The sequence below is a fragment of the Streptomyces sp. DG2A-72 genome, assembly GCF_030499575.1.
Classification (GTDB): Bacteria; Actinomycetota; Actinomycetes; order Streptomycetales; family Streptomycetaceae; genus Streptomyces.
The window spans coordinates 7,228,821-7,248,002 of the sequence record NZ_JASTLC010000001.1; the positions used below are offsets into that span (position 1 = coordinate 7,228,821).

19 protein-coding genes are annotated in these 19,182 nt (G+C 66.4%); 10 read left to right on the forward strand and 9 right to left on the reverse strand.

The annotated features are described in order from the left end of the window. Positions 1-18: 18 nt before the first annotated feature. The 4 genes from QQY66_RS34565 to QQY66_RS34580 all read right to left on the reverse strand — a co-directional run bounded on the left by QQY66_RS34565 (position 19) and on the right by QQY66_RS34580 (position 3,347). Entirely contained in the window at positions 19-468 is a 450-nt protein-coding gene (locus QQY66_RS34565) for a hypothetical protein (protein WP_301984248.1), read from the reverse strand. Positions 469-754: 286 nt separating this feature from the next. After that, positions 755-1,396 (reverse strand): helix-turn-helix domain-containing protein, encoded by a 642-nt coding sequence (locus QQY66_RS50540; RefSeq protein ID WP_367667015.1) that lies wholly within the window; start codon positions 1,394-1,396, stop codon positions 755-757. A gap of 163 nt (positions 1,397-1,559) precedes the next feature. After that, the gene (locus QQY66_RS34575; protein ID WP_301984249.1) at positions 1,560-2,000 is read right to left on the reverse strand and encodes a hypothetical protein; all 441 of its coding nucleotides are present in this window, start codon (positions 1,998-2,000) and stop codon (positions 1,560-1,562) included. A gap of 108 nt (positions 2,001-2,108) precedes the next feature. Beyond that, positions 2,109-3,347 carry a helix-turn-helix domain-containing protein gene (locus tag QQY66_RS34580; RefSeq protein WP_301984250.1) on the reverse strand — a complete coding sequence of 413 codons (1,239 nt, stop codon included), beginning with the start codon at positions 3,345-3,347 and terminating at the stop codon, positions 2,109-2,111. A 413-nt stretch (positions 3,348-3,760) separates the two neighbouring features. Between QQY66_RS34580 and QQY66_RS34585 the strand changes: the two genes are divergently transcribed. Then, positions 3,761-4,300, forward strand: a complete 540-nt coding sequence (locus tag QQY66_RS34585) for a GNAT family N-acetyltransferase (protein ID WP_301984251.1) — start codon at positions 3,761-3,763, stop codon at positions 4,298-4,300. Positions 4,301-4,316: 16 nt separating this feature from the next. On the opposite strand, the gene QQY66_RS34590 is transcribed toward QQY66_RS34585, so the two are convergent. The 4 genes from QQY66_RS34590 to QQY66_RS34605 all read right to left on the reverse strand — a co-directional run bounded on the left by QQY66_RS34590 (position 4,317) and on the right by QQY66_RS34605 (position 8,457). After that, positions 4,317-5,360, reverse strand: a complete 1,044-nt coding sequence (locus QQY66_RS34590; protein ID WP_367667016.1) for an FAD-dependent oxidoreductase — start codon at positions 5,358-5,360, stop codon at positions 4,317-4,319. Continuing rightward, the gene (locus tag QQY66_RS34595; protein ID WP_301984252.1) at positions 5,344-6,009 is read right to left on the reverse strand and encodes a YdcF family protein; all 666 of its coding nucleotides are present in this window, start codon (positions 6,007-6,009) and stop codon (positions 5,344-5,346) included. Before QQY66_RS34595 ends, QQY66_RS34590 begins: the two co-directional genes overlap by 17 nt. A 421-nt stretch (positions 6,010-6,430) precedes the next feature. Further along, a complete protein-coding gene (locus QQY66_RS34600) occupies positions 6,431-6,877 on the reverse strand; it encodes a hypothetical protein (protein ID WP_301984253.1) in 447 nt (148 codons plus the stop codon). 41 nt (positions 6,878-6,918) lie between these two features. Beyond that, on the reverse strand, positions 6,919-8,457 hold the full coding sequence (locus QQY66_RS34605; RefSeq protein WP_301984254.1) for a restriction endonuclease fold toxin-2 domain-containing protein: 1,539 nt from the start codon (positions 8,455-8,457) through the stop codon (positions 6,919-6,921). A 586-nt stretch (positions 8,458-9,043) separates the two neighbouring features. Here QQY66_RS34605 and QQY66_RS34610 point away from each other — a divergent pair. From QQY66_RS34610 to QQY66_RS34630, 5 genes are all read left to right on the forward strand, one after another. Further along, complete coding sequence (locus QQY66_RS34610; RefSeq protein WP_301984255.1) at positions 9,044-9,238, forward strand: hypothetical protein; 195 nt, start codon at positions 9,044-9,046, stop codon at positions 9,236-9,238. Between the two features lie 9 nt (positions 9,239-9,247). After that, positions 9,248-10,438, forward strand: a complete 1,191-nt coding sequence (locus tag QQY66_RS34615; protein WP_301984256.1) for a cupin domain-containing protein — start codon at positions 9,248-9,250, stop codon at positions 10,436-10,438. Continuing rightward, entirely contained in the window at positions 10,372-11,205 is an 834-nt protein-coding gene (locus QQY66_RS34620; protein ID WP_301984257.1) for an aldo/keto reductase, read from the forward strand. Before QQY66_RS34615 ends, QQY66_RS34620 begins: the two co-directional genes overlap by 67 nt. Beyond that, the gene (locus tag QQY66_RS34625) at positions 11,206-12,039 is read left to right on the forward strand and encodes an aminoglycoside phosphotransferase (RefSeq protein ID WP_301984258.1); all 834 of its coding nucleotides are present in this window, start codon (positions 11,206-11,208) and stop codon (positions 12,037-12,039) included. It abuts the gene before it with no gap. Positions 12,040-12,234: 195 nt separating this feature from the next. After that, complete coding sequence (locus QQY66_RS34630) at positions 12,235-12,624, forward strand: hypothetical protein (protein ID WP_301984259.1); 390 nt, start codon at positions 12,235-12,237, stop codon at positions 12,622-12,624. 461 nt (positions 12,625-13,085) lie between these two features. Here QQY66_RS34630 and QQY66_RS34635 read toward each other — a convergent pair whose 3' ends face one another. After that, positions 13,086-14,318 (reverse strand): XRE family transcriptional regulator, encoded by a 1,233-nt coding sequence (locus tag QQY66_RS34635; RefSeq protein WP_301984260.1) that lies wholly within the window; start codon positions 14,316-14,318, stop codon positions 13,086-13,088. A 253-nt stretch (positions 14,319-14,571) separates the two neighbouring features. Here QQY66_RS34635 and QQY66_RS34640 point away from each other — a divergent pair, with 253 nt between their 5' ends. The 4 genes from QQY66_RS34640 to QQY66_RS34655 all read left to right on the forward strand — a co-directional run bounded on the left by QQY66_RS34640 (position 14,572) and on the right by QQY66_RS34655 (position 19,166). Then, a complete protein-coding gene (locus QQY66_RS34640) occupies positions 14,572-15,033 on the forward strand; it encodes a helix-turn-helix domain-containing protein (RefSeq protein ID WP_301984261.1) in 462 nt (153 codons plus the stop codon). 547 nt (positions 15,034-15,580) lie between these two features. After that, positions 15,581-16,774, forward strand: coding sequence for a cytochrome P450 (locus QQY66_RS34645; RefSeq protein WP_301984262.1), 1,194 nt, complete (start codon positions 15,581-15,583; stop codon positions 16,772-16,774). Further along, positions 16,771-18,168 (forward strand): hypothetical protein, encoded by a 1,398-nt coding sequence (locus QQY66_RS34650; protein ID WP_301984263.1) that lies wholly within the window; start codon positions 16,771-16,773, stop codon positions 18,166-18,168. The genes QQY66_RS34645 and QQY66_RS34650 overlap by 4 nt, the downstream gene beginning before the upstream one ends. 26 nt (positions 18,169-18,194) lie before the next feature. Continuing rightward, on the forward strand, positions 18,195-19,166 hold the full coding sequence (locus tag QQY66_RS34655) for an aspartyl/asparaginyl beta-hydroxylase domain-containing protein (protein ID WP_301984264.1): 972 nt from the start codon (positions 18,195-18,197) through the stop codon (positions 19,164-19,166). Positions 19,167-19,182: the final 16 nt, after the last annotated feature.

Genomic DNA, 19,182 nt, shown 5'->3' on the forward strand with positions numbered 1-19,182 from the left:
TGACAAGAAGTGGTGGGCTTAGCAGCGTTCGGCTGGTCGGGGCTCCGCGACGGCACGGCCGTCAAACTTCGTACAGTTGAGCGCGCACACGGCCTTGCCGCCCGGGATCTGAGTCCATCCCCAGTTCCGAGTGAGTTCAGTGACCAACGCCAGCCGCCAGCTGGTCTCGGAGGCTTCGGCGCCATCCCTCAGCGGCACTTCGCCGGCCTGATGGATCGCCTCAACGACGACATCCTCGTCATCAACCGGCCGGTGGCCGTCGACATGGCCACGCGCAAGGCGACGCGCCTCGTTGGCAGCCATCGGTTCGACGGTCAGGGTGCACAGCAGTCGAGATGCGCTCATTGGCTGCTCGGTGTTGAGCGTCAAGGTCATCATCGGCCCTTCGCCAGACGTGGTCCCTTGGTTGAGCACGGCTTCAACTCCGCGGAAGCCGCTGTGCGTTCGTCCTTCAAATGGCGTGCTCACATAACGCGTTGAGCACCTCCCCAGAGTGCTCGTCGAGCTCAACCGCCGCACATATCGGGGGTGATATCACCGGGGTGATGCGGACGTTTGAGTCAGTTCCGAGATGCGGAGGGCGTCTGCGCCGACCGTCAGTTTGCTCGGACCCTGGGATAAGAGACGGAATCGAAGCCAGCTCAGCGAGGATTCACGGAGGCACTCGTGAAGATTGGCCATGGTGGTACTCGGGATGGGTGAGGCCGAGCGCCATGCGTTACAACCGCCGATAGACACTGGAGATTCCAACGTGCTATGACGACCGTGCGCCCTGCCACCAATCAGGCTCGTCCGTCAAGCCTGGCATTCGGAGCATGGGGCCGGTAAGTTCTGCCGGAGCATCGAGTCCGGCTAGCAGTTCGACGATCTTGTCGATGTTTGTCAGCCGTCGAGCACCTGACTCCAGCATCGATAAGAAGGCCTGGCTTAACCCTGTGAGCTCGGCCATGTCGCTCTGTCGCAGACTGCTTGCCTCACGAACCAAGTGGCACAGCATGCCAAAGTCGCGGGCGCACAGGGCTTCTTGAACATCAGTACGCTCCCATACTGCGATCGGCACACTCGGTACAGGATCGGGCCGATGCCGCACCCTGCGTGAACAAGTACTGCAATATGTATCCTCGTTATATCGACTGAGGACACATTGACACCTTTGGCACTGACGGCCGAGGCACTCTATATCTGCTTCTGCAGTGCGATCGGCTACGCGGGTGTATTCCCAATGCCTGGATTCCCTTGTCGCGGTGCCTTCACCGGCGGGCTCACGATTGGCTGGCGCATCGGCAGCGAGGGCGGTCAAGTTGCGCCCCCGATGGTCAGTCGGAATCGCATCATCGCCCCGAGAATGCGCGTCCAGTTGGACCTGCCCCTGAACGTGCCTCGAGTCGACGATCATGACGCCAAAACCCACGTACGCAGGTCGGACGGCAGGCGACTTGGCCTGCAGGCGCGGCCTTCACCCGCGGTCTGCGCTCGCACGTTCCACGACAGGTTGAGCCCAGTAACGAATGGCATCTACAGCTCCGGCGAGAGACGAGACGGACTCGGGACGCAGGACATCAAGTGGTGGGTTCCTCCGCAGGGCCCTGCCGCTCCCTACGTGCTCTGCTCAGCGCGCGGCGTAGGGCGTCCGGTCGAGTCAGCAAGCGCGGCCCGCCGGGGAAGACGTGCCAGTGCATCCCAGGAGATGCCGTGCTGTCAGCGGACGGCACAACGACGTGGCACGTCTGCCCGAGCGCAACCGTTCCCGGTTCCTCCCAGCGGGCTGCGGTACCCACGGGGACCAGGAAATACAGGCGGGGCTCGGGGCCCTCGTGATCCAGGATCACCGGGCCGACCGGTTCGTCGCCCTCGTTGAGCATCTCGATCGCGCGCCGGCCTACGGCTTCCACGACGCGGACGGCGTCCCACCACTCGCCCGCCGAGCACAGCTCGGGCTCTTCGCCGATGGGCATCCAGCGCGGCGGGAGCGGACGAGCTGCTCGATTGGCGTCGGACATGGAAAAGGCCTCCTCACCACTGCGTGTGAAGAGACCATTCCACTCAGCGAGTTCTGTGCGCGGACAGATTGTCCGCGGGGTCCGTTCCCCAAAGGCCTTGACAGGAAATCAAGTTGTGCTAATGCCGGTCCAACTGCCGAACGCTGAGAGCTCGTTGGAGGGGTGCGCGTCGATCCTCAGCAACGCCGTAGTCGTCTCGCGGACGGAGGGGTGGAACCGCGTGTGGTTCGGCGCGACCTTTCGCGCCTGCTTGAGATCGGCGAACGCGCCGGTCCGGTCACCCATGGCGAGCTTCGCGGAAGCTACGTCGATGAAGTGGTGACTGGACCGCTCGCCGACGGTCGTGGCGGGCGGAGCCCACTCGCCGGCAGAAACGGGGGACCACTCGGTGAGACGGGCGAGCGCCTGCTCGGTGTCACCCATGTCGATCAAGGTGTGTACCTCGTGGATGCGGATGTTCGTCGGACCGAACGACATCTCGTACGCCAACGAGTCGCGGTTGCCCGCCAAACTGGCCACCTGCTCCGCCTCGCGCAGGTACGAGTCCGCGCGATCCGGATTGTTCTCGCGGGCCTCAAGTACTGCCAGCTTCAGCAACAGCGCACCGTCGACGGCGAGCGCATCGTCGGAGAAGGAGCGTTCCGGCTGTAGCCGCTCCAACTCGGTCCGCAGTGCGACAAGCTTGCGGCGTGCGGACGAGTAGGCGCCCTGGCGAAGCATCGCGCCCGCCACCAGATAGCCAGCTGTGAACTGCAACAGTGGGTCCCCAGAGCGGTCAGCCGCCCACCGCACCCGCTCCAGGGCCGTGTTTGACAGGTCGTGGTGGCCCATCTTGTGAGCCAGCGAGTTCACGGCTCGGTAGGCGCGGGCCAGATGCCAGAACGCCTTGGTCTGACCCCCATTGCGGCCGCCGAGGGCCACGTGCGTCAGCTCGGTGATGATGGGGGGCAGCAAGGGGCCCATCGGGGCGTAGCGCGCGTCGCGGCGCAGGGCGGCAACCTGGTCGACTTCGGAGGCGAGAACGGGAAGCGCACGGGGGGCGATGTCCAAGTCATCGGGGCTGTCGTAGCACAGCAGGAGGCGACGCAGTTCCGGGATGACAGCGTGCACGCGGTCTTCCGCCTCCGGCTCGCCGTAGTACGGCTGACCGGTCAGAACCTCGGGGCCGAAGTGCAGCGCCTTGGCGAGCGACAGCACCAGCGAGGGTGAAGCCTTCCGTGCACCGGACTCCAGTTTCTGTATGTAGCTCGCGGACACGGCGACCTTTTGCGCCAGTTGAGCGGTCGACAGGTTCCGTGTCCTGCGTGCAACACGGAGACGGTCTCCCAGCGTCAGGTTTTCACTCATCGGCTGATCTGTCCCTTCGCGATGGAGCACTTGGATCAGAGTACGGAAAACGCTCTGACTCGCGCCCCTGGTCGCGAAGTGTTAACAGAGCTGGCAGCCCTGCGACGGGGAGTTGAAGCCGCCTTGGTGCATACCCAGGGCGTTTTACACCCGTTGGCTAGTTGATTGAAATGCGGCCCAAAGGCGCAAATCGGCCACATTCTGGACGGTATGCTTGCTTGAAAGTCAAGAGCTCACGGCGAAATGCCTACGGACAAATTGTCCGTGCCCTCCTTGCGCTCGTGGCCATCATCAACCCAGTTCTGTCACGGACAGTGATCGGATGTCGTGGTCAGAGCGGCTACCTGAGTGCAGTGCCCATACTCTCGTGAACCAGGACGTCGGCGCGGGCCTGTGCGGAAAAGGAGGCAAGAGTGGCTGAGACTGAACGTCTCCCAGCGGCATCTCACCACCGCATTCGGCGCCGGCTCGACCGCGATCTCGACGCATGCGTCCTCGTCCTCGCAGCCGTTCATGAGCAGGACGGATACCCGCTGAACTGGCCTGCCAACCCGCACAGTTGGCTCACCCGCCGCGCCCTACTCGCCGCCTGGGTTGCCGAGCAGAACGGACAGATCGTCGGCCACATCGGTCTATCACGAGGCACGGAGCACGATGCAGCGGCAGCCCTCTGGAGTGCCCGCGAGGGCCAGGACCCTGACGGGACCGCAGTGATCAGTCGACTCTTCGTCTGTCCGGCAGCACGGGGACACGGGCTGGGCGCCGCCCTACTGGACAGAGCCCTGAGCGAAGCGCGCTCTCGTGAACTCCAGCCGGTGCTCGACGTCGTTGCCTCCGACACCTCGGCGGTAGCCCTCTACGAGCGGTCCGGCTGGCGACTCCTCGCGACCGTCGACCAACAATGGGACCCACACCAGACCGTGACGCTCCACTGCTACACGGCGAGAGCCTGATAGGCCCGCTCTGCGTCTACCGAGCCTCTCGCAAGGTGGCACTCACCAACCGAACGATCTCGCCAGCGCAGCCCCAGGACAACGTGACGCCTGCGCCACCATGCCCGTAGTTGTGGAACAGGGGAACGCCGTTCTCCCCGGGCTCGGCTCCGACCCGCACCTCGGCTCGCGTGGGCCGTACTCCCACCCGATGCTCAAGGACCGTGGCATCCGCGAGCCGAGGCTCGATCGCGGCACACCGCTCCAGAATCGCTCTGGCCGCAGTAGCGTCGACGTGGAAGCTCCCATCGTGATCGATTGCCGTACCACCGAGGACCACGGTCTTGCCGTGCGGATAGAAGCACATCAGGTCAGGCGACAACCCCGTGTCCTCGGAGAAGAACTCCGTGATGCCGGGGTTCTCCACGACCACGTGCTGACCCCGGATCGGTCGGACATCGGGATCCCCGGAGAGTTCTCCGCCTGCCAGGCCGGCACAGTTAACGATCACGTATGCATCTTCGACCCCGTCCAGTGAACCGACCGTCGTGTGCTGCACTGTCCCTCCGGCCTTCTTGAAGCGGCGGAGCAGGTACTGCAGGTAGACCGGCATGTCGATGAGAGGCACTGTGAACCGGTAGCCGCTTGCGAAACCGGCGGGCAACTCGTCCGGTTCGCACATGCGGAAGTCAGGCAGCAGTGTGCTCCATTCGGGCGCTTGCGTGAGGTTGCGGGCTGCCTCGATCCCGCTGACCAGGCGCACGCCCGTCGTGGGGTCGCCTGCGAGGCTTCGGAATTCGCCGAGGGAGGTGAGACTCCACTCGCGTACTCGCGCCCACGGTTCGACAAGGTACGGCCCCCACATTGCCCCAGCAGCGAGGGACGTAGGACCCGGGACCTCGGCCGCCACCAGGCGTACGGGCAGCCCTGCATTGAGGAGGGCAACACCTGTGGTCAGACCAGAGACGCCTCCACCGACAATCACGATTCTCCTACCTACAGACATAGATCGACCGTAGCCTGCCGTCGGGTGCGGTTTCCTCTGCCGCGAGGTGGACCGGCACTCAGGACCGATCCGCATCTTCCGGCACGAGTCGGCTCGTGAAGCCGTCGCTGCGCAACCGTTCGAAAGCCCCCGCCACGTCGCCGGGAATCGCCTGCTCGATCATGAACCCTTGCCGTGGATACACCATGAGCCGATGTTGGGCCCCCACCAGCATGTCGATGACTAGACGGGCGTCCTGGATCGAATCGACGTACTCGGTCAGCGTCATGGGCGTGGAGGCGCTCACCCATTCGACATCCGGCCAGAGCATTCGCGCCGTTGCGTAGGCCCGTCGCTCCTCGTATGGCTTGCTGACCAGCAGAACCGACGAGACGGGAACACGCTGTTCTTCGAGCAGAGCGTGGGAGAAGCGGATGTTCTCGCCTGTGTTCCGGGCCTTGGGTTCGACGATGATGTCGCTCTCAGGGACCCCAAGAGCCACCGCGCGGTCTCGATAGTGTTCGGCTTCACCACGGGGCATCCGCTCTCGCGTCGTACGGCTGGTTGCTCCCGTGAAGACGATGAGCGGTGCCATGCCGCGGTGGTACAGGTCTGCGGTGGTGTCGGCCACTCCGAGGTCGTGGCTGCCGAGTCCCATCGCCACGGAGCAGGAGTGCAGCTCGTGGCCCATCTGCTGGAAGTCCCACAGCCGCCGAGCGTCGGCCCAGACCTGCGTTGAGATCACTAACTCTCGCCCTCCATGATCGGGCGAGGACAGTTCCCCGCCACAGCGTGGACTGTATTGGCGATCACGCCCATCTGTCGGAAGAACGTCAGCCAGAAAGTGCAGGGGCCGGGGCGAGGGATCCGGGGCGGGGATCCTTCGAGGGGGCTCTGGAGCATCCATGAGCCTGATCCCCGCAGAGTCGCTCGTTGTCCAGCACGTCAGCAGATCGCTGGCCCACTGCGTTGCTTGCCATTGCCCGACGTCGGAACACTGCTCAGGATGCAGCGGCGTTCACGGCCAAGCTGTTGCACTCGGGTTTCTCCCCTGACTGCACGACCCAAGGGGAGGGCCACTGGGCGCCGCCCGCTGCCCGGCCACATCGTATCGAAGCGGTGGCGGCAGCAGTGAGGGCCCCTGCGCTCTCCCATGCGCCATGCGATCAGTCGAGGCCCCCGGTCTCCTCGACGTGCGCCACAAAGGCGGCAACGATTCGCGGCGGAGGTGCGTCAGGAACGGGCGTCGGCCGCAAGCCGGCCTCCAGACCCCACTCAGTGTTGAACATGACCTCCATGCCGGTCGGCACCACGTTGTTCCTGAGCCACCGAGCGAACTCGGCCGCCAAGTGGGCGTTGCAGTCCAGCACGGCCACACCCTCGGGCGACAGCAGGGCCATGCCCTCCAGCTGCTCATCGTCAAGGGTGAAGCCGAAATGCATCGACGAGCCTCTGACCGGCCCGTCGGAGCCGTCGTCGATACCGATGAACTCGTCGGGGTTCCGCTCTCGCAGCTTCGCTTCCAGGCCCTCGTACGTCAGGCCCCAGCTCTCGCCCTCCGGCGACGTGAAGACGTACATGGTGCGGAGTTCTGCGATCTCTTCCGGTTCCATCGTGGCGGGATGCTTCCTATGCGGCGGAGTACTAGCGGTGGTCAGGGAACGTAGCGGGCGTGGCCCTGGACTCCGTAGGCGGCCATCATGATGCGCCAGTACTGGACTGCATCCTGGTTGTTGGTGACGGTTTCGACGCCTCGCATCTCCGTGTTCCGCGGGTCATTGAGCGCGGACGCGTACTTGCGGAGCTCCCGTCGGTCCTTGTCGTAGAGGAAATGTCTGTCACCGTTGTCATGGTTCTTGCGGAGATCTTCCAGGGAGCGGTAGCAACGCTGGTCCGGCTTGTTGACGTACTTCGCCTCGACGGCCATCCCGTCGACGTCGCGGAACCCATCCACCATCAGCGTGTTTCCGGGACTGATCCCGGGCGGGATGTGGACTTCGTACTCGGGATAGCCGGCCACGCGCTTCTGATAGGCGATCTCAACGGGCTTGCCACCGGAGAAGCCGCCCTGCCGGAGGGAGTTCAGCCAAGTCTGGAAGTTCTTCCGCCCGCCGGGCGTGAGCGGCGGGAAGCGCGGGTCAGGTGGTGTCTCCGGAGGTACCGGCTGGACACGTGGGCCGTTGGCCGGACGGTAGGCGACCGGGACCAGGGTGGGAAGGCGGATGATCGGCGCCAGGAACGAGGGCAGCCCGGGCACGGGGCTGTCGTTGTCCGGCCGCGGCATCTTCACCCGAGCCTTGGAGCTGTCCAAAGCGGGCGGGATGTTCCCGAGCGCGTTGATCCGCATGTCGTTCGCGACAAGTTCGTGCAGACCACCGTCATGACCGTCCCCTCCGAACCGCGGCTGCTCCCACGGCCAGAGGACCTCACCGGTGGGGGACGTCTCCTCGTAGGGCAGCCGCTGCTTGGCGGTCTCTATGTGATCGGCGTAGGCGTCGCAGGCGTTGGCGATCATCCTGCAGGCGGTCGGCAGGTTTGCCATGAGGGTCTCGTCCTCGCTCACCGCACTGGGTGGCGGGTGCTTACCGACGAACTTCCTGAAGAACCCCTCGACCGCGTCGGCGGTCTGACCGACCTCGTCGAGGGTGGCCTTCTTCCACGCGGTCTCGGAGTCCCAGTACGCGTCTTCAAGGATCTTGGCTGCGTGCCGCCAGGTCAGGGCCACGGTCCGGAGCTTGCCTGGTTGCCCGAGGAAACGCTCGTTGAAAAGGTACTGGTCAACGCCGCTGGTCTCGCCGATCACCTCGGGGAGGTCTTCGGCCTGGTGACTGGCGCGTGGGGTGCAGTCAAGGCCCGACGGTTGCGCACCGATTTCCAGACCTTGAGGGCTCTGGCCGAGAAGCTCTGCCGCGATCTTGCTTTCCTGCCTCAGGAACGCCTCGGCCGACTTGAGCAGCGCGCCCGCACCGTTGGCCATCACCTGATGGGCGAATCCGGCCTTGTCGAAAACCGTCTTCACGGCCTCCATGTACACGATGGCGAACGCCCGGCCCGCCTCGTCGTCGCCTGCCATGCCCCCGTTCTCGCCAAGTTCCGCGGAGAGCAGGCCCAACATGTTGTAGATCAGGTCACGCAGATCCACCATTGACCAGGACGCGTTGACGAAGTTCGCGGTCTGATGCTGAAGATCCAACGTCCCTCCTCCTAGAGGCCTGACAGGCACTCAGAGAACCGTACACGATTGCGAATACGTGCTCCATTGAGAGGCTGATGGGCGCTCGATCTTCGGCGGCCGGAGCAAGTGCTCGTCGACCGTGAGGCCCTCCGGTAGAGGCTCGCGTTCGCCCGCTACCTGCAATCCGACGGCAGGGGGCTCATTCCTCCTTGGGGATGTCGAAGCTTTAGCCAGCAGGCTCAAATCCGATTGTCGGTGCTGCATGATCCCGCTGGATCACCCGAGTGATATCACGGCCGTGATGTGCGAAGTCCCCCTGCCAGAAGCAGGGTTAAGACCGATGGACGAGCAGCCCACAAGTCCGCGTTGACGCGCCGAAGAGCGAATCGTTCAGCAGTGCAGGCCCGTCATGCCCGCACAACCGCGACGCACCGCGCCGCCGACGAGCACCGCCCCTGCACCACCCGATACGCCTCGGACACCGGGGGCGGTTTCTGGCGCCCACCGCGCCAGATTGCACCACCACTCAGCGGCTGCACCTCCGCAGCCGCAGGATCCCCGGGCCGCTCGCTTTGCCGAAAGGTCCCGATGAGAGGAGTGCCGAGTGACCACGACCGCGAAAGGCACGAAGGCCAAGAAGGAGGGCGGCGGCGGGACCAGCGTCAGCCTGCTTGTCGCCGTCGAGCAGCTCGCCGTGGCCCACGACCGCAGCGAGGCTGAGCGGTCCGACATCACCAGCTCGCAGAACAGCGCGGGCGATGACGGTGACAACCGCGACCTGAACCTTCCCAAGGAGTAGGAGGAACCCATGGAGCACCGGCTCGTCACAGGTATCGAGAAGGCGCTCGGCTGGGGCGGGCCGGGGCCCGTGGGCACCGCGTTCACTCGCGGGCACCTCGCCGACCCGGACCTCGTCACCCGGCTGATGACCCCGAACCGGCTGCTGGAGACCATCCGGCACCGCCACCTCGCCAACCCCCAACTGCGCTGCTATGCCGAAGGCGACGAGGTACACCCCTCGCTCTTCCTGTCCACCAACGTCAACCGGCGCAGGCAGGCTGTCAGCCAGGCCGACATGGCGGCCCTCGGCCGGATCCTCAACGGCGGCGGAACCGTGGTCCTGGACCACGTCGACTCTTTCGACCCGACGCTGGAAGTCGCCTGCCGCGCCCTGGGCTGGTGGTCTGGCGAGCTCACCTCCGCCAACGCCTACCTGGCCGTCGGCGACACGGACGGCTTCAACCTGCACTGGGACGACCACGACGTGATCGCCGTCCAGCTCTCCGGCGAGAAATCCTGGGAGGTTCGAGGTCCTTCCCGGCCCGCGCCCATGTACCGGGACGCCGAACGCAACCTCACTCCGTCGGAGGAAGTGCTCTGGAAGGGCACCATGCGGGCCGGCGACGTAATGCACATACCCCGCGGCTTCTGGCACACCGCAACGAGGATTGGCTCCGGCGACAACGGTCACTCCCTCCACGTTACCTTCGGCCTCACGAAGCGCACCGGGGTGACCTGGGCCAACTTCCTGTCCGACGCCGCGCGCGCCAACGAGAACTTCCGTACGGACCTGGAGCGCAACGACGACGCGATCGACGGAGACGTGCTCGCCGCGAAGCTTTCCGACCTCGCCCGCGAGTACGACCCCATGCGGTACCTCGCGGAACTCCGTGCGAACACCCCGCCCGCTCGACACATGCCCCACATCCCGGTGGTCGGCCCGCTCGAATACACCGCAGCCGTCACCGAGTTCGAACCCGTCATCACACCTTCTGGCGAAACCGTCCAGGTGGTCGGCGGCGGCAGGCGCCTCACCTTCCATGGCCGCGCCGAACCCGCCCTCCGCAGGCTCCTGTCCGGGCACCCGGTGCACCTCACAGAGGACGACCAAGATCTGACCACGCTCGCCGAGCACCTGATCCAGGAGGGATTGTGCGCACCGCTGACCGCCGAATCGCTCTCGGCCTATACCGGACTGGTCACACCCGACACCTTCTAGAGGGTGCCCTGGAGCGCGGTGTTACCGACCTCGACACCGCGTTCAACTACCACCACTTCACCTCCCACCGGACCCTCGCGGCTATCGCCGACGACCTGATCCCCGCCTTCACCATCTCGACGAAGGTCGGCTACTTCCCCGACGGCCACGACCTCGACCCGGCGCGGCTTCGCGCTGCGGTCGAGCAATCGGCCCAGGAACTCGGCCGTACCCCGGACACAGTGCTCCTGCACAACCCCGAGTCCTCGGTCGACGGCTTCGCGACCGCCTGCGCCACGCTCCTGGAGATGCGAGAGGCGGGACTTTGCAGGAACTGGGGGCTCTCCACCTGGGACCCTCGGTCCCTTCTCGACGCCGACTGGGAGATCCCACGTCCGGACGTGGCGATGGTCCGCGCCGGCCTCACCGTCTCCGCCGGGATCCTCAGCGCGGTGGACGAACTCGTCGACCGGGCAAGGATCGCTGAGCTGTGGGGAATGGCTCCCTTCGCGGGAAACGCGGACGACTCGATCTGGCAGACCGTGGACACCTCCACGTTTCTCGCCTCGGGCCAGCAGTGCAGCCCGCTTCAGGCAGGCGTCGCCGCAGCGTTCGCCATACCCGAAGTCACCCGTCTCGCGGTCGGCACCTCCCGAGTCGAGCACCTCGCTGAAGCTGTCGGTGGCTCGCGACTTGAGGTCAACACCGAGACGGTGACGGTGTATCGGGCACTGCTGCGCGAGAGGGCTACCGTGAGCGCAGGAGCCCCGTCCAGGAAGGACCAATAAGTGCAAGCCACCTTGGATGACCTCTCGACAGTTCCGCTCGACGACGTCCTCGACGACGTCGAGCGGCGGCTCGGACGTCAGCTCAAGCGCGAGGACGGCCACTTCAGCAAATACAACGGCACCGCCGGATTCCGAACCGACGAAGGCACATGGGTCCGGCTCGCCTGGCGACGTACAGAGAAGATCGACACTCAGGCCTGGACCGGCTTCGAGGCTGCAGCCGCCATTGACGGCGTGCCTCGGCCCGAATGGTCGGCAGCGGCCCTCTGGACCGACCAGACACGCGGCGTGGTGTGGCGTGCGGACGAGATGACGCTCGTGGAAGACGGGGCCCTCTCCACCACCGGCGACATCACTGAGGACCCTGGACTGCCCGAGCAGTGGTGGATCGACCTCCGGACCGCCCTCACCAATCTCGCTGAGCACTCCACGGATCGCGTGTCCATGGGGCAATCTCACTTGACCCGACGGATCCACGAGGTGTACGGCGACGACATCGATACCACGATCACCGACTGGGTCTGCGCCCACGGCGACCTCGGCTTCGCCAACCTGTGCGGGCCCCGCCTGTCGATCATCGACTGGGAGAGCTGGGGCATGGGGCCGGTGGGCTGGGATGCTGCCTGTCTGTGGTCCGCAAGTTTGGCCGTGCCGGCCTATGCAGGGCGAGTCCTGTCCCTGTTCTCCGACGAGCTGTCCAGCCGTAGCGGCAAGCTGTCTCGCCTGCTGCTGTGCGCCAACGTCGAGCGTGCATACCGGCGGACGGGCAGGAAGGCGCCGCTGACGGACACCATGGCCACGATCGCCGAGTCGCTCTTGCGTGAACTGCGATAGACCTGTCAGCGCCTGGTCTCGACAGGGGCCTGTTCGAAAGTGCGTTTCTGCACTTCGGGATGGGGTTCTGGCGCGCTCTCAGAACGGCGGTGCCGCCTGGTGGGAACGCGTGAAGCTGTCACCATGCCCTGGGCATGGGAGCATCAACTAACGGGATCGTAGAACCCAGACAGAAAGCAGAGGCAGGCTCCTCGCATGAACCGATTCCCCCTGGACGAACCAGTACACCGCGACGTCGCGCTCACCTTCCGTCGTGACTCAAGCGGGTTCGTTTCACGGAGTGACGGCGGTCTCCTTTCGTGCCCGCCCTACATCATTGCCCGCTGTGCAGCCCGCCGCGTCCCGCCCGAGTCTCTGAAACTGCCTGACGGCTATGACCAAGAAGCGCTTGACCAGATCATGGCGATCACTGGATTCGTGGACCGGGACGTACGAGTCACGAGCAGGCAGGCTGAGGAACTCGCACAGATCGGCGCGCAACTCCTGGAAATGCAGGCCCACGGTAAGGTGCAGCCTCCGCTGGACCACTTTGAGCACCAGTCCGTCGCGCACCTTGTCCGCATCGTGTCAGCGTCACGCAAGTAGACGGCGAGGCGATGAGTGCGGCGTACCCAGCGTGCCGTTACTTAAGACGGCCACCTGTCCCCAGGCCACGATCTGACCACTGCCGCTCCCCGGACATGGAGTTCCGACCAACGTTTCGCACACGCCCCTCTCGACAGTGCCGGGTCCTGATCACGAGCCGCCCTGTCCTTCGGCCTCCCCGTAGCCGGAGGGCAGGGCTTCGTCACGATGCTCGCTAAGACGGCAGGTTCAAGTAGTTGATGGCTGGACCAAGCGGTCACTCGTGTCTGCCATGCCATCCGTTGAGCTGATCGACAGATCGTCCGGCTGCTCGATGGTCTCGATGTGCCGGTTGGGCTCATTGGGCCCATGCTGCGACCTCCAGATGGCTTCAGCTCACTCCTCGCGAAGCCCCCCGGGGTCATTCGAACACCCATCGCTGTAGGGCTCGGTGGACGACCGCCCGGTATCCCTTCGAAAGCTCAGCGGGAGTGCAGAGTGCGCATGTGTTGGACGAACTCGCGCGCCTCTCGATCGCCGACGTACTGCTGGGTGAGGACTGCGCTGAGATCACTGGCCACCATCATCAGCGAAGGCAGGGACTGCCGGTCACCTTGGAGGGCCTGCGCGCCGTAAGCGAGGGCGGCTCCGAGGTCACCGCCTCGGGCAGCGACTACGCCCAGGGTGATCCGGGCCTCGGCGTTGCGCATGGGTGAACGCTCCGTACCGTCGAAGTCCATGCCAGTTCGAAGGACTTCGCGGGCCAGGTTCTCGGAGAGCTGGTTGTCGCCGACCTTGCGATAGCAGTCCATGGAGTAGAAGTCCCACTTGCCAGGGTCCACCACGAAGTGATTCTGCACGTTCTCCGGGTAAGGCAGAGCCTCCAGGAGGCGGCGCCCGGCGTCGAGGGCAACCTCCGTCTGCCGCCGGTCCCCAACCCTCGCCCAGGCCTTGGCTTTCTGAGCCAGCAACTGCACTGCTACGGACTGGTTGGGGGCTATGGCGAGCCCGTCGTCGGCCGCGGCGAGGACGCCGCGCATGTCTCCGTTCGTGAGTGCGAACCAGGCGCGTATCTCGTGCGCCCACCCTTGAATTCCTGAGTGGCCGACCTCGCGCCCGATCGACAGTGCGGCCTGCCGAGTGGCCTCCGCGTGGGTGCGGGTTGCACCTCCGTTGTCGTACTCGACGCAGCCCACAAGCAAGGTGAGCATGCCTGCAAGGGCGAGGACGTCTCGGTGCTGTCCGAGTGTGAGGCGCTGGGGCTGCATGCCGACGACTCGGTGGAGCCAGGCTCTGCCCTCGACCAGCAGCTGGTCGCCGGGCATGTAGGCGTACTCCGAGCAGAGCCGGTCCACGGTGATACGGAGCGCATCCAAGGTGGCCTCGTCGACGTCTGAGGCGCGCAGCCGGGCGACGATCTCTACGGTGTCCATGCCGGAGACGTCCCGCACCTCCGCATTCCCGTCCCGGCGATGGTCTACCGGGAAGAACGCGTGGGTCGTTGTGCCGAAGACGGCCGCGATCAGCGCCTTATGGTCCCGGGGCTCGACTGCCCCGGACTCCCAGCGGCGCCAGGATCGCGCGAGCGTCCGCTCATCGGGCAGATCGTGGCTTGAGTGGGCGCGCATGGCACGGGCTGCATCGAGGGGACTCCAGCTGCGGGCGGCGCGCTCGGACTCCATGCGCCTTGACCAGACGGGGCGGTCGTCGATCATGCCGTGCCCTCCATCTCATCCGTCTGGCGGTCTCTACGAGACGAGTCTTGCACGCAGAATCGCCCCCCGCGGGCGGACAGCGGGGACATCGTAGGGGCGCTTGAAGTGACCCCCATGTCCACCCTTTCGACGGTAACCGTCCGCATACAGAGTGTCGATCGCGTGGTGGCGTTGGGGCTCTATGGCGTTGGTCGCCGAGGGGCCTGGGTGGAATGAGCGGCACAGCGGCATCCATGGGTGCGGACAAATCAGCATGACCGACGGCGACGAGGGGATAGCGGTGCTGAAAGAGGGCTATGCCGGGGCGAGTGCGATCACCGAACGCTACCGCCGCTGTTCTCGGTGCGGCTGCCGCCTCAGCCGCTACAACAGTGATTCACGCTGCGGTGGATGTCAGCGAGTCCCCGCGGGTTTACCCCCGAGGCAACCGCGAGTGTTGCCCGAGGTGTGGGCGGATGCGGGTGTTCAGGCGGCGCTTGCCGCCAGAGACTTCGGGAGGCTGTGCACTCTGGTACGGGAAGCCAGCGGCCTACGTCAAGATGACATGGTCACGCTGACCGGGCTGAGTCAGCCGTTCCTGTCGATGCTGGAAACGGGTGCGCGCCGTCTGACGAACATCGACAAGATCATCATTCTCCTCGATGGGCTGGGTACGCCAGCCGAACTCACCGGTCCGATGCTGCGCTCCTCGGCTGCAGAACCAGATGACTACTAGACATGCGGAACAACGCTGATCACGCGGCGCGCCGTCGAGTATCACCCCCGTGATATCACCGCCGAGATGTGCCCTTCCGGTGATTCCAGAGCACCCTCAAGTACAGGGCAACACGTCAGCGGGTGCCAGCACGTCAGCCGGGGCTCGCGTGCGTCCGGGCCTACAACGACTGGATGGTTGAGGCGCCGTGCGGCGACAGCGGAGGCGAGCTGGGCCGGCGGCAGACCTGATCCGGTTGTTCGTGCCGCCGCGCTGGCCGACACCGCCCGCACCGACACCCTCCGTTGGGGCAGAAGGAGCTGGGCCCAGCTGTGCATTACCACAGCAGACCAGCTTATGAACCGCGCGCCCACTCAGGACTCCGGCCCCGTCCAGGGGGCCGGACGCCCGGGGATGCCTCGGGCCCGTTGCACCGCCGCCAACCGGCAACAAGGAGAAGGAGGACGGCCATGTCGTACGACCACTGATCCCCAGCGTCGGGCCGGGGCCGGCACCCACTGGCCCCGGCTTGCTTTGGACACTCCGCCCTGATTCGCGAGGAGAGCCCATGCCACCCTCGATCCCCATACTCACGTATGACCCCCTGGATCCGGCGACGCTCGCCGACCCCTACCCGCATCTTGCCGCGCTGCGGGAGACCACGCCGGTGTTCTGGCATGAGGGCATGCGGTCCTGGGCCCTGACCCGGTACGCGGATTGTGTCGCCGTGCTCCGCGACCACACCCGGTTCGCCCGCGACCGGCGGCGTGCGGGCGCCGAGGTGCCGGAGCCGTCCTTGAGCGTGCAGTCGCTGGACCCGCCACAACAGGCGCCGGTGCGCTCACTGTTCATGAACGCGCTGCGAGCCCAGGACCTCGATGCCATCGAGGTGCGTGCCCGACAACTGCTGGCCGCCCGGTTCGACCAGCTCTCCGGCCGCGCGGAGTTTGACGTGATGGCGGAGGTCGCGGCGCCACTGTCGGTGGCAGTCATCTCGGACCTGCTGGGCGTCGACGAGCCCGATCACGGCTCCTTCGCCCAGCTGTCGGACGCCATCATGAGGAGCATGGACGGCGGCCTCGATCCATCCGTCGTCGAGCCGGGTCGGATCGCCCGGCAGGAGCTGAGCGAGCTGGTGGAGTCGTGGTTCCTCACCAGCGGCCGACCTGGGCTGTTATCGCACGTCCGCGAGCACGCCCGCCATGCCACCGATGCCGGCCTCGACCGTTTCGTACGCAATACCGCCCGGGTGATGTTCCAGGGCGGCTACAGCACGATGGTCGTGGCCATCGGCAACGTCGTGCACTCTCTGCTGCAGAACCCCCACGCCCTTCAGCGAATGCGTGATCAGGTCCTGCTCCGCAGCGGCGTCGACGAACTCATTCGCTACGACGGGCCGGTGCAGGGCACGAGCCGGATCGCAACCGAGACCTGCCATATCGGCGGCGTCACGGTGACGGCGGGCGAGACCGTGACGGTCCTGTTCGTCGCTGCCAACCACGACCCGGCCCAGTTCCCCGACCCCAGCCGGCTGCTGCTGGACCGTTCGCCGAACCGCCACCTCGGCTACGGCTGGGGCACCCACGCCTGCATCGGCACAGTGCCCGCCCAGACGGCCCTGCGCGCCCTGGTGTCCAGCCTGCTGGAGCACCCGGCGCCCCTGAAAGCGGCTGGTGAGCCGCAGCGCCGCCGCACCGCGACCATGCGCGCCTTCGACGCACTGCCCGCCGCCTTCCGCCCCGAGATGGGAGTACACAATTGAGGATCCTGATCGGCAATCACATCGACCCCGCCATCCGCGACCGCGGCGACCTGCGGGCCTGGACACAGCGTGTGCTGTGGTTCGCCCGCGCAGGCGACGTGGTTGTGCTGTGCGACGGGCCCGACCCTCAGTTCCTCACCTACCAGGCCTCGTTCACGGGCGTGGACCCGGCCAGCCTGCATATCGTGGTGCCTCCGGTCGGCCGCCACGGCGGCCGTCTGATGGACCCCGAGAGCCTCACCAGTGACAAATTCGTCCGTACCGTCCGCGACGTACTCGGCGAGCGCGGGCTGGACGGCGTCGAGGAGGTCTTCGCTCTGTGGCCATCGGCGCACGTGGCCCGTTTTGCCGCCGCGCTGGGCATCAGGGACCGGTTCCCAGGGGCGGACTTCTTCGCTCAGGGCGGTGGGGAGCTGGGCAACAACAAGGCGACCTTCCGGGCCCTCGCGGCCGGAGCCGGGGTACCGATCCCCGCCGGAGCCGTTGCCCGCAGCGAACGCGAGGCCATCGACGCCACCACCACTCTGCTGGACGAGGTCGGCGCGATCATGGTCAAGCAGGCTCACAACGGGGCGGGTGTGGGCAACCAGCTCGTGGTGCGCGATGCCTCCCTCGCGTCCGACCACGTCGGCGCGCGCCACCTCCACCACCTCGACAGCGGGGGCAGGGAGGCGATCGAGGCGTACTGGAAGGAACGCTGGGACTGGGCTTCAGCATCCGGCCGGTTCCCAGCCGTCATTGAGGAGTTCGTCCCTGACGCGGAGTCCGTGTACTCCGAGCACTACGCCGCCGACGACGGAACGCGGCCGACGGAGATGGGGACGCTGCAGTACGTCGGGCGGCGCCTGAGCCACCAGATCGTGCCCCTGCGCGGGGTGGACGAGAACGTCCGTTTGCAACTGTTGGAGGGCGGGACACGGCTGGCGGAGGCTTACCGGACGCTCGGCTATCGCGGGCACCTGAGCGCGGACGCGATCGCCTCGCCGGACGGGCGGGTGGTGTTCACCGAGGTCAACGCTCAGGTCTCGGGAAGCCTGCACATCTACCAGGCCATCGCCCACCACATCGTCGATACCGCAGCTGCCCCCGAGCGGTCGGTGGTGGAGTATCACGTCCACCCGACTTGGGCAGTCCCCGACTTCGACGCCTTTCTCGAGGCCGCCCATGAGCTCGGCTGCGGCTACGACCCGGCCACGCGCACCGGCGTCATCGTCTCCATGCCGGTGATCCCCATCGAACCCGGGCGCGCCCAGTTCGTGTTCTGCCTCGCCTACGCCACCGATGCCGATCGCCAGGCGGTGTGGGACGCGCTCGACCAGCGGTTCGCGGCCGTGCCTGCGGACACGTACGCCGCGAGTGACCACGTCGGCGTACCGGCCCGGTCCCGCTGCTGATCCCGGACCTGGAGAGGGAATCCGTGATGAGCACACCCGAACGCACCCAGCCCGCACCGCTCGTCGAGGCGGCTCGGCTCGCCTGTTCGTTCGACGCCGACCGTCTCCAAAGTGAGCTGGCCAAGGTCAGCGGCCACCGCTGGAAGCCTCAGCGCATCCACGCCCCCGGCGGAAGCATCGGCCAGACGGCCGCCATCGACTGGCGGGTGCTGCCGCTGCGCAGCCCTGGCGGCGACCCGGACCGCACCGACCCCGGCGGCCCCGGCCCGGTCGACTTCGCGCCCACCGTCTGGATGGAGCGGCTGCCGTATCTGCGCGAGCTACTCGATGGAATTCCGGCGCCGCTGAACGCCGTACGGCTGATGGCGCTCGGCCCGGGAGCCGCCTCCCGGCCCCACCGCGATCCGAAGTACGCCCTGCACCGCGGCTTCATGCGCCTGCACATCCCGCTCGTCACCCACCCCGGCGCGGTCCTCGTCCTCGATGGCGTGGAGCACTGCTGGCAGCCGGGCGAGTTCTGGTACGGGGACTTTTCCCGGGAGCACCTCGTGCGCAACACGGGGCCGGCGACCCGGGTGCACGCAGTCATCGACGCCCTGCTCACCCGCGAGTTGGCCGAGCTGTTCCCTGTCGATTGGCAGATCGCCCTCGCCCGTGCCGGCGTGCTGTTCAACCAGCCCGCCCCTGCAGCCGCGGCCTGCCCCATCGCTCTCCCATACCCCGCCAGCCTTCCGAGCGGTCTCACCGACTTCGATCACGACCAGCCGCTGGACGGTCCCCTTCAGCCCGTCCAGCTAAGTGAGGCTGACGGACATCTCAGCCTTACCACCGCCGACCGGGCCTTCGCCCTTGTCCCAGTCGGACAGAGCGAGTTCCGCTTCGCCGGGTGGAGTGAGCAGCGCACCCTCCAGCTCACCGACGACGGCGTGGTGCTGCGTGCCCGCCACGGCCGCCAGCTCACTGAACGCCGCCTGCCGGCCGCGGCGAGAACCCGGTGACCGCCCTGCCGAATCC

Coding starts and splice junctions, on each gene's coding strand:
- QQY66_RS50540 (WP_367667015.1), bottom strand. CDS start 1,396: ATGATCGTCGACTCGAGGCACGTTCAGGGGCAGGTCCAACTGGACGCG.
- QQY66_RS34575 (WP_301984249.1), bottom strand. CDS start 2,000: ATGTCCGACGCCAATCGAGCAGCTCGTCCGCTCCCGCCGCGCTGGATG.
- QQY66_RS34580 (WP_301984250.1), bottom strand. CDS start 3,347: ATGAGTGAAAACCTGACGCTGGGAGACCGTCTCCGTGTTGCACGCAGG.
- QQY66_RS34590 (WP_367667016.1), bottom strand. CDS start 5,360: ATGCGGATCGGTCCTGAGTGCCGGTCCACCTCGCGGCAGAGGAAACCG.
- QQY66_RS34600 (WP_301984253.1), bottom strand. CDS start 6,877: ATGGAACCGGAAGAGATCGCAGAACTCCGCACCATGTACGTCTTCACG.
- QQY66_RS34615 (WP_301984256.1), top strand. CDS start 9,248: ATGGAGCACCGGCTCGTCACAGGTATCGAGAAGGCGCTCGGCTGGGGC.
- QQY66_RS34630 (WP_301984259.1), top strand. CDS start 12,235: ATGAACCGATTCCCCCTGGACGAACCAGTACACCGCGACGTCGCGCTC.
- QQY66_RS34635 (WP_301984260.1), bottom strand. CDS start 14,318: ATGATCGACGACCGCCCCGTCTGGTCAAGGCGCATGGAGTCCGAGCGC.
- QQY66_RS34640 (WP_301984261.1), top strand. CDS start 14,572: ATGACCGACGGCGACGAGGGGATAGCGGTGCTGAAAGAGGGCTATGCC.
- QQY66_RS34645 (WP_301984262.1), top strand. CDS start 15,581: ATGCCACCCTCGATCCCCATACTCACGTATGACCCCCTGGATCCGGCG.
- QQY66_RS34655 (WP_301984264.1), top strand. CDS start 18,195: ATGAGCACACCCGAACGCACCCAGCCCGCACCGCTCGTCGAGGCGGCT.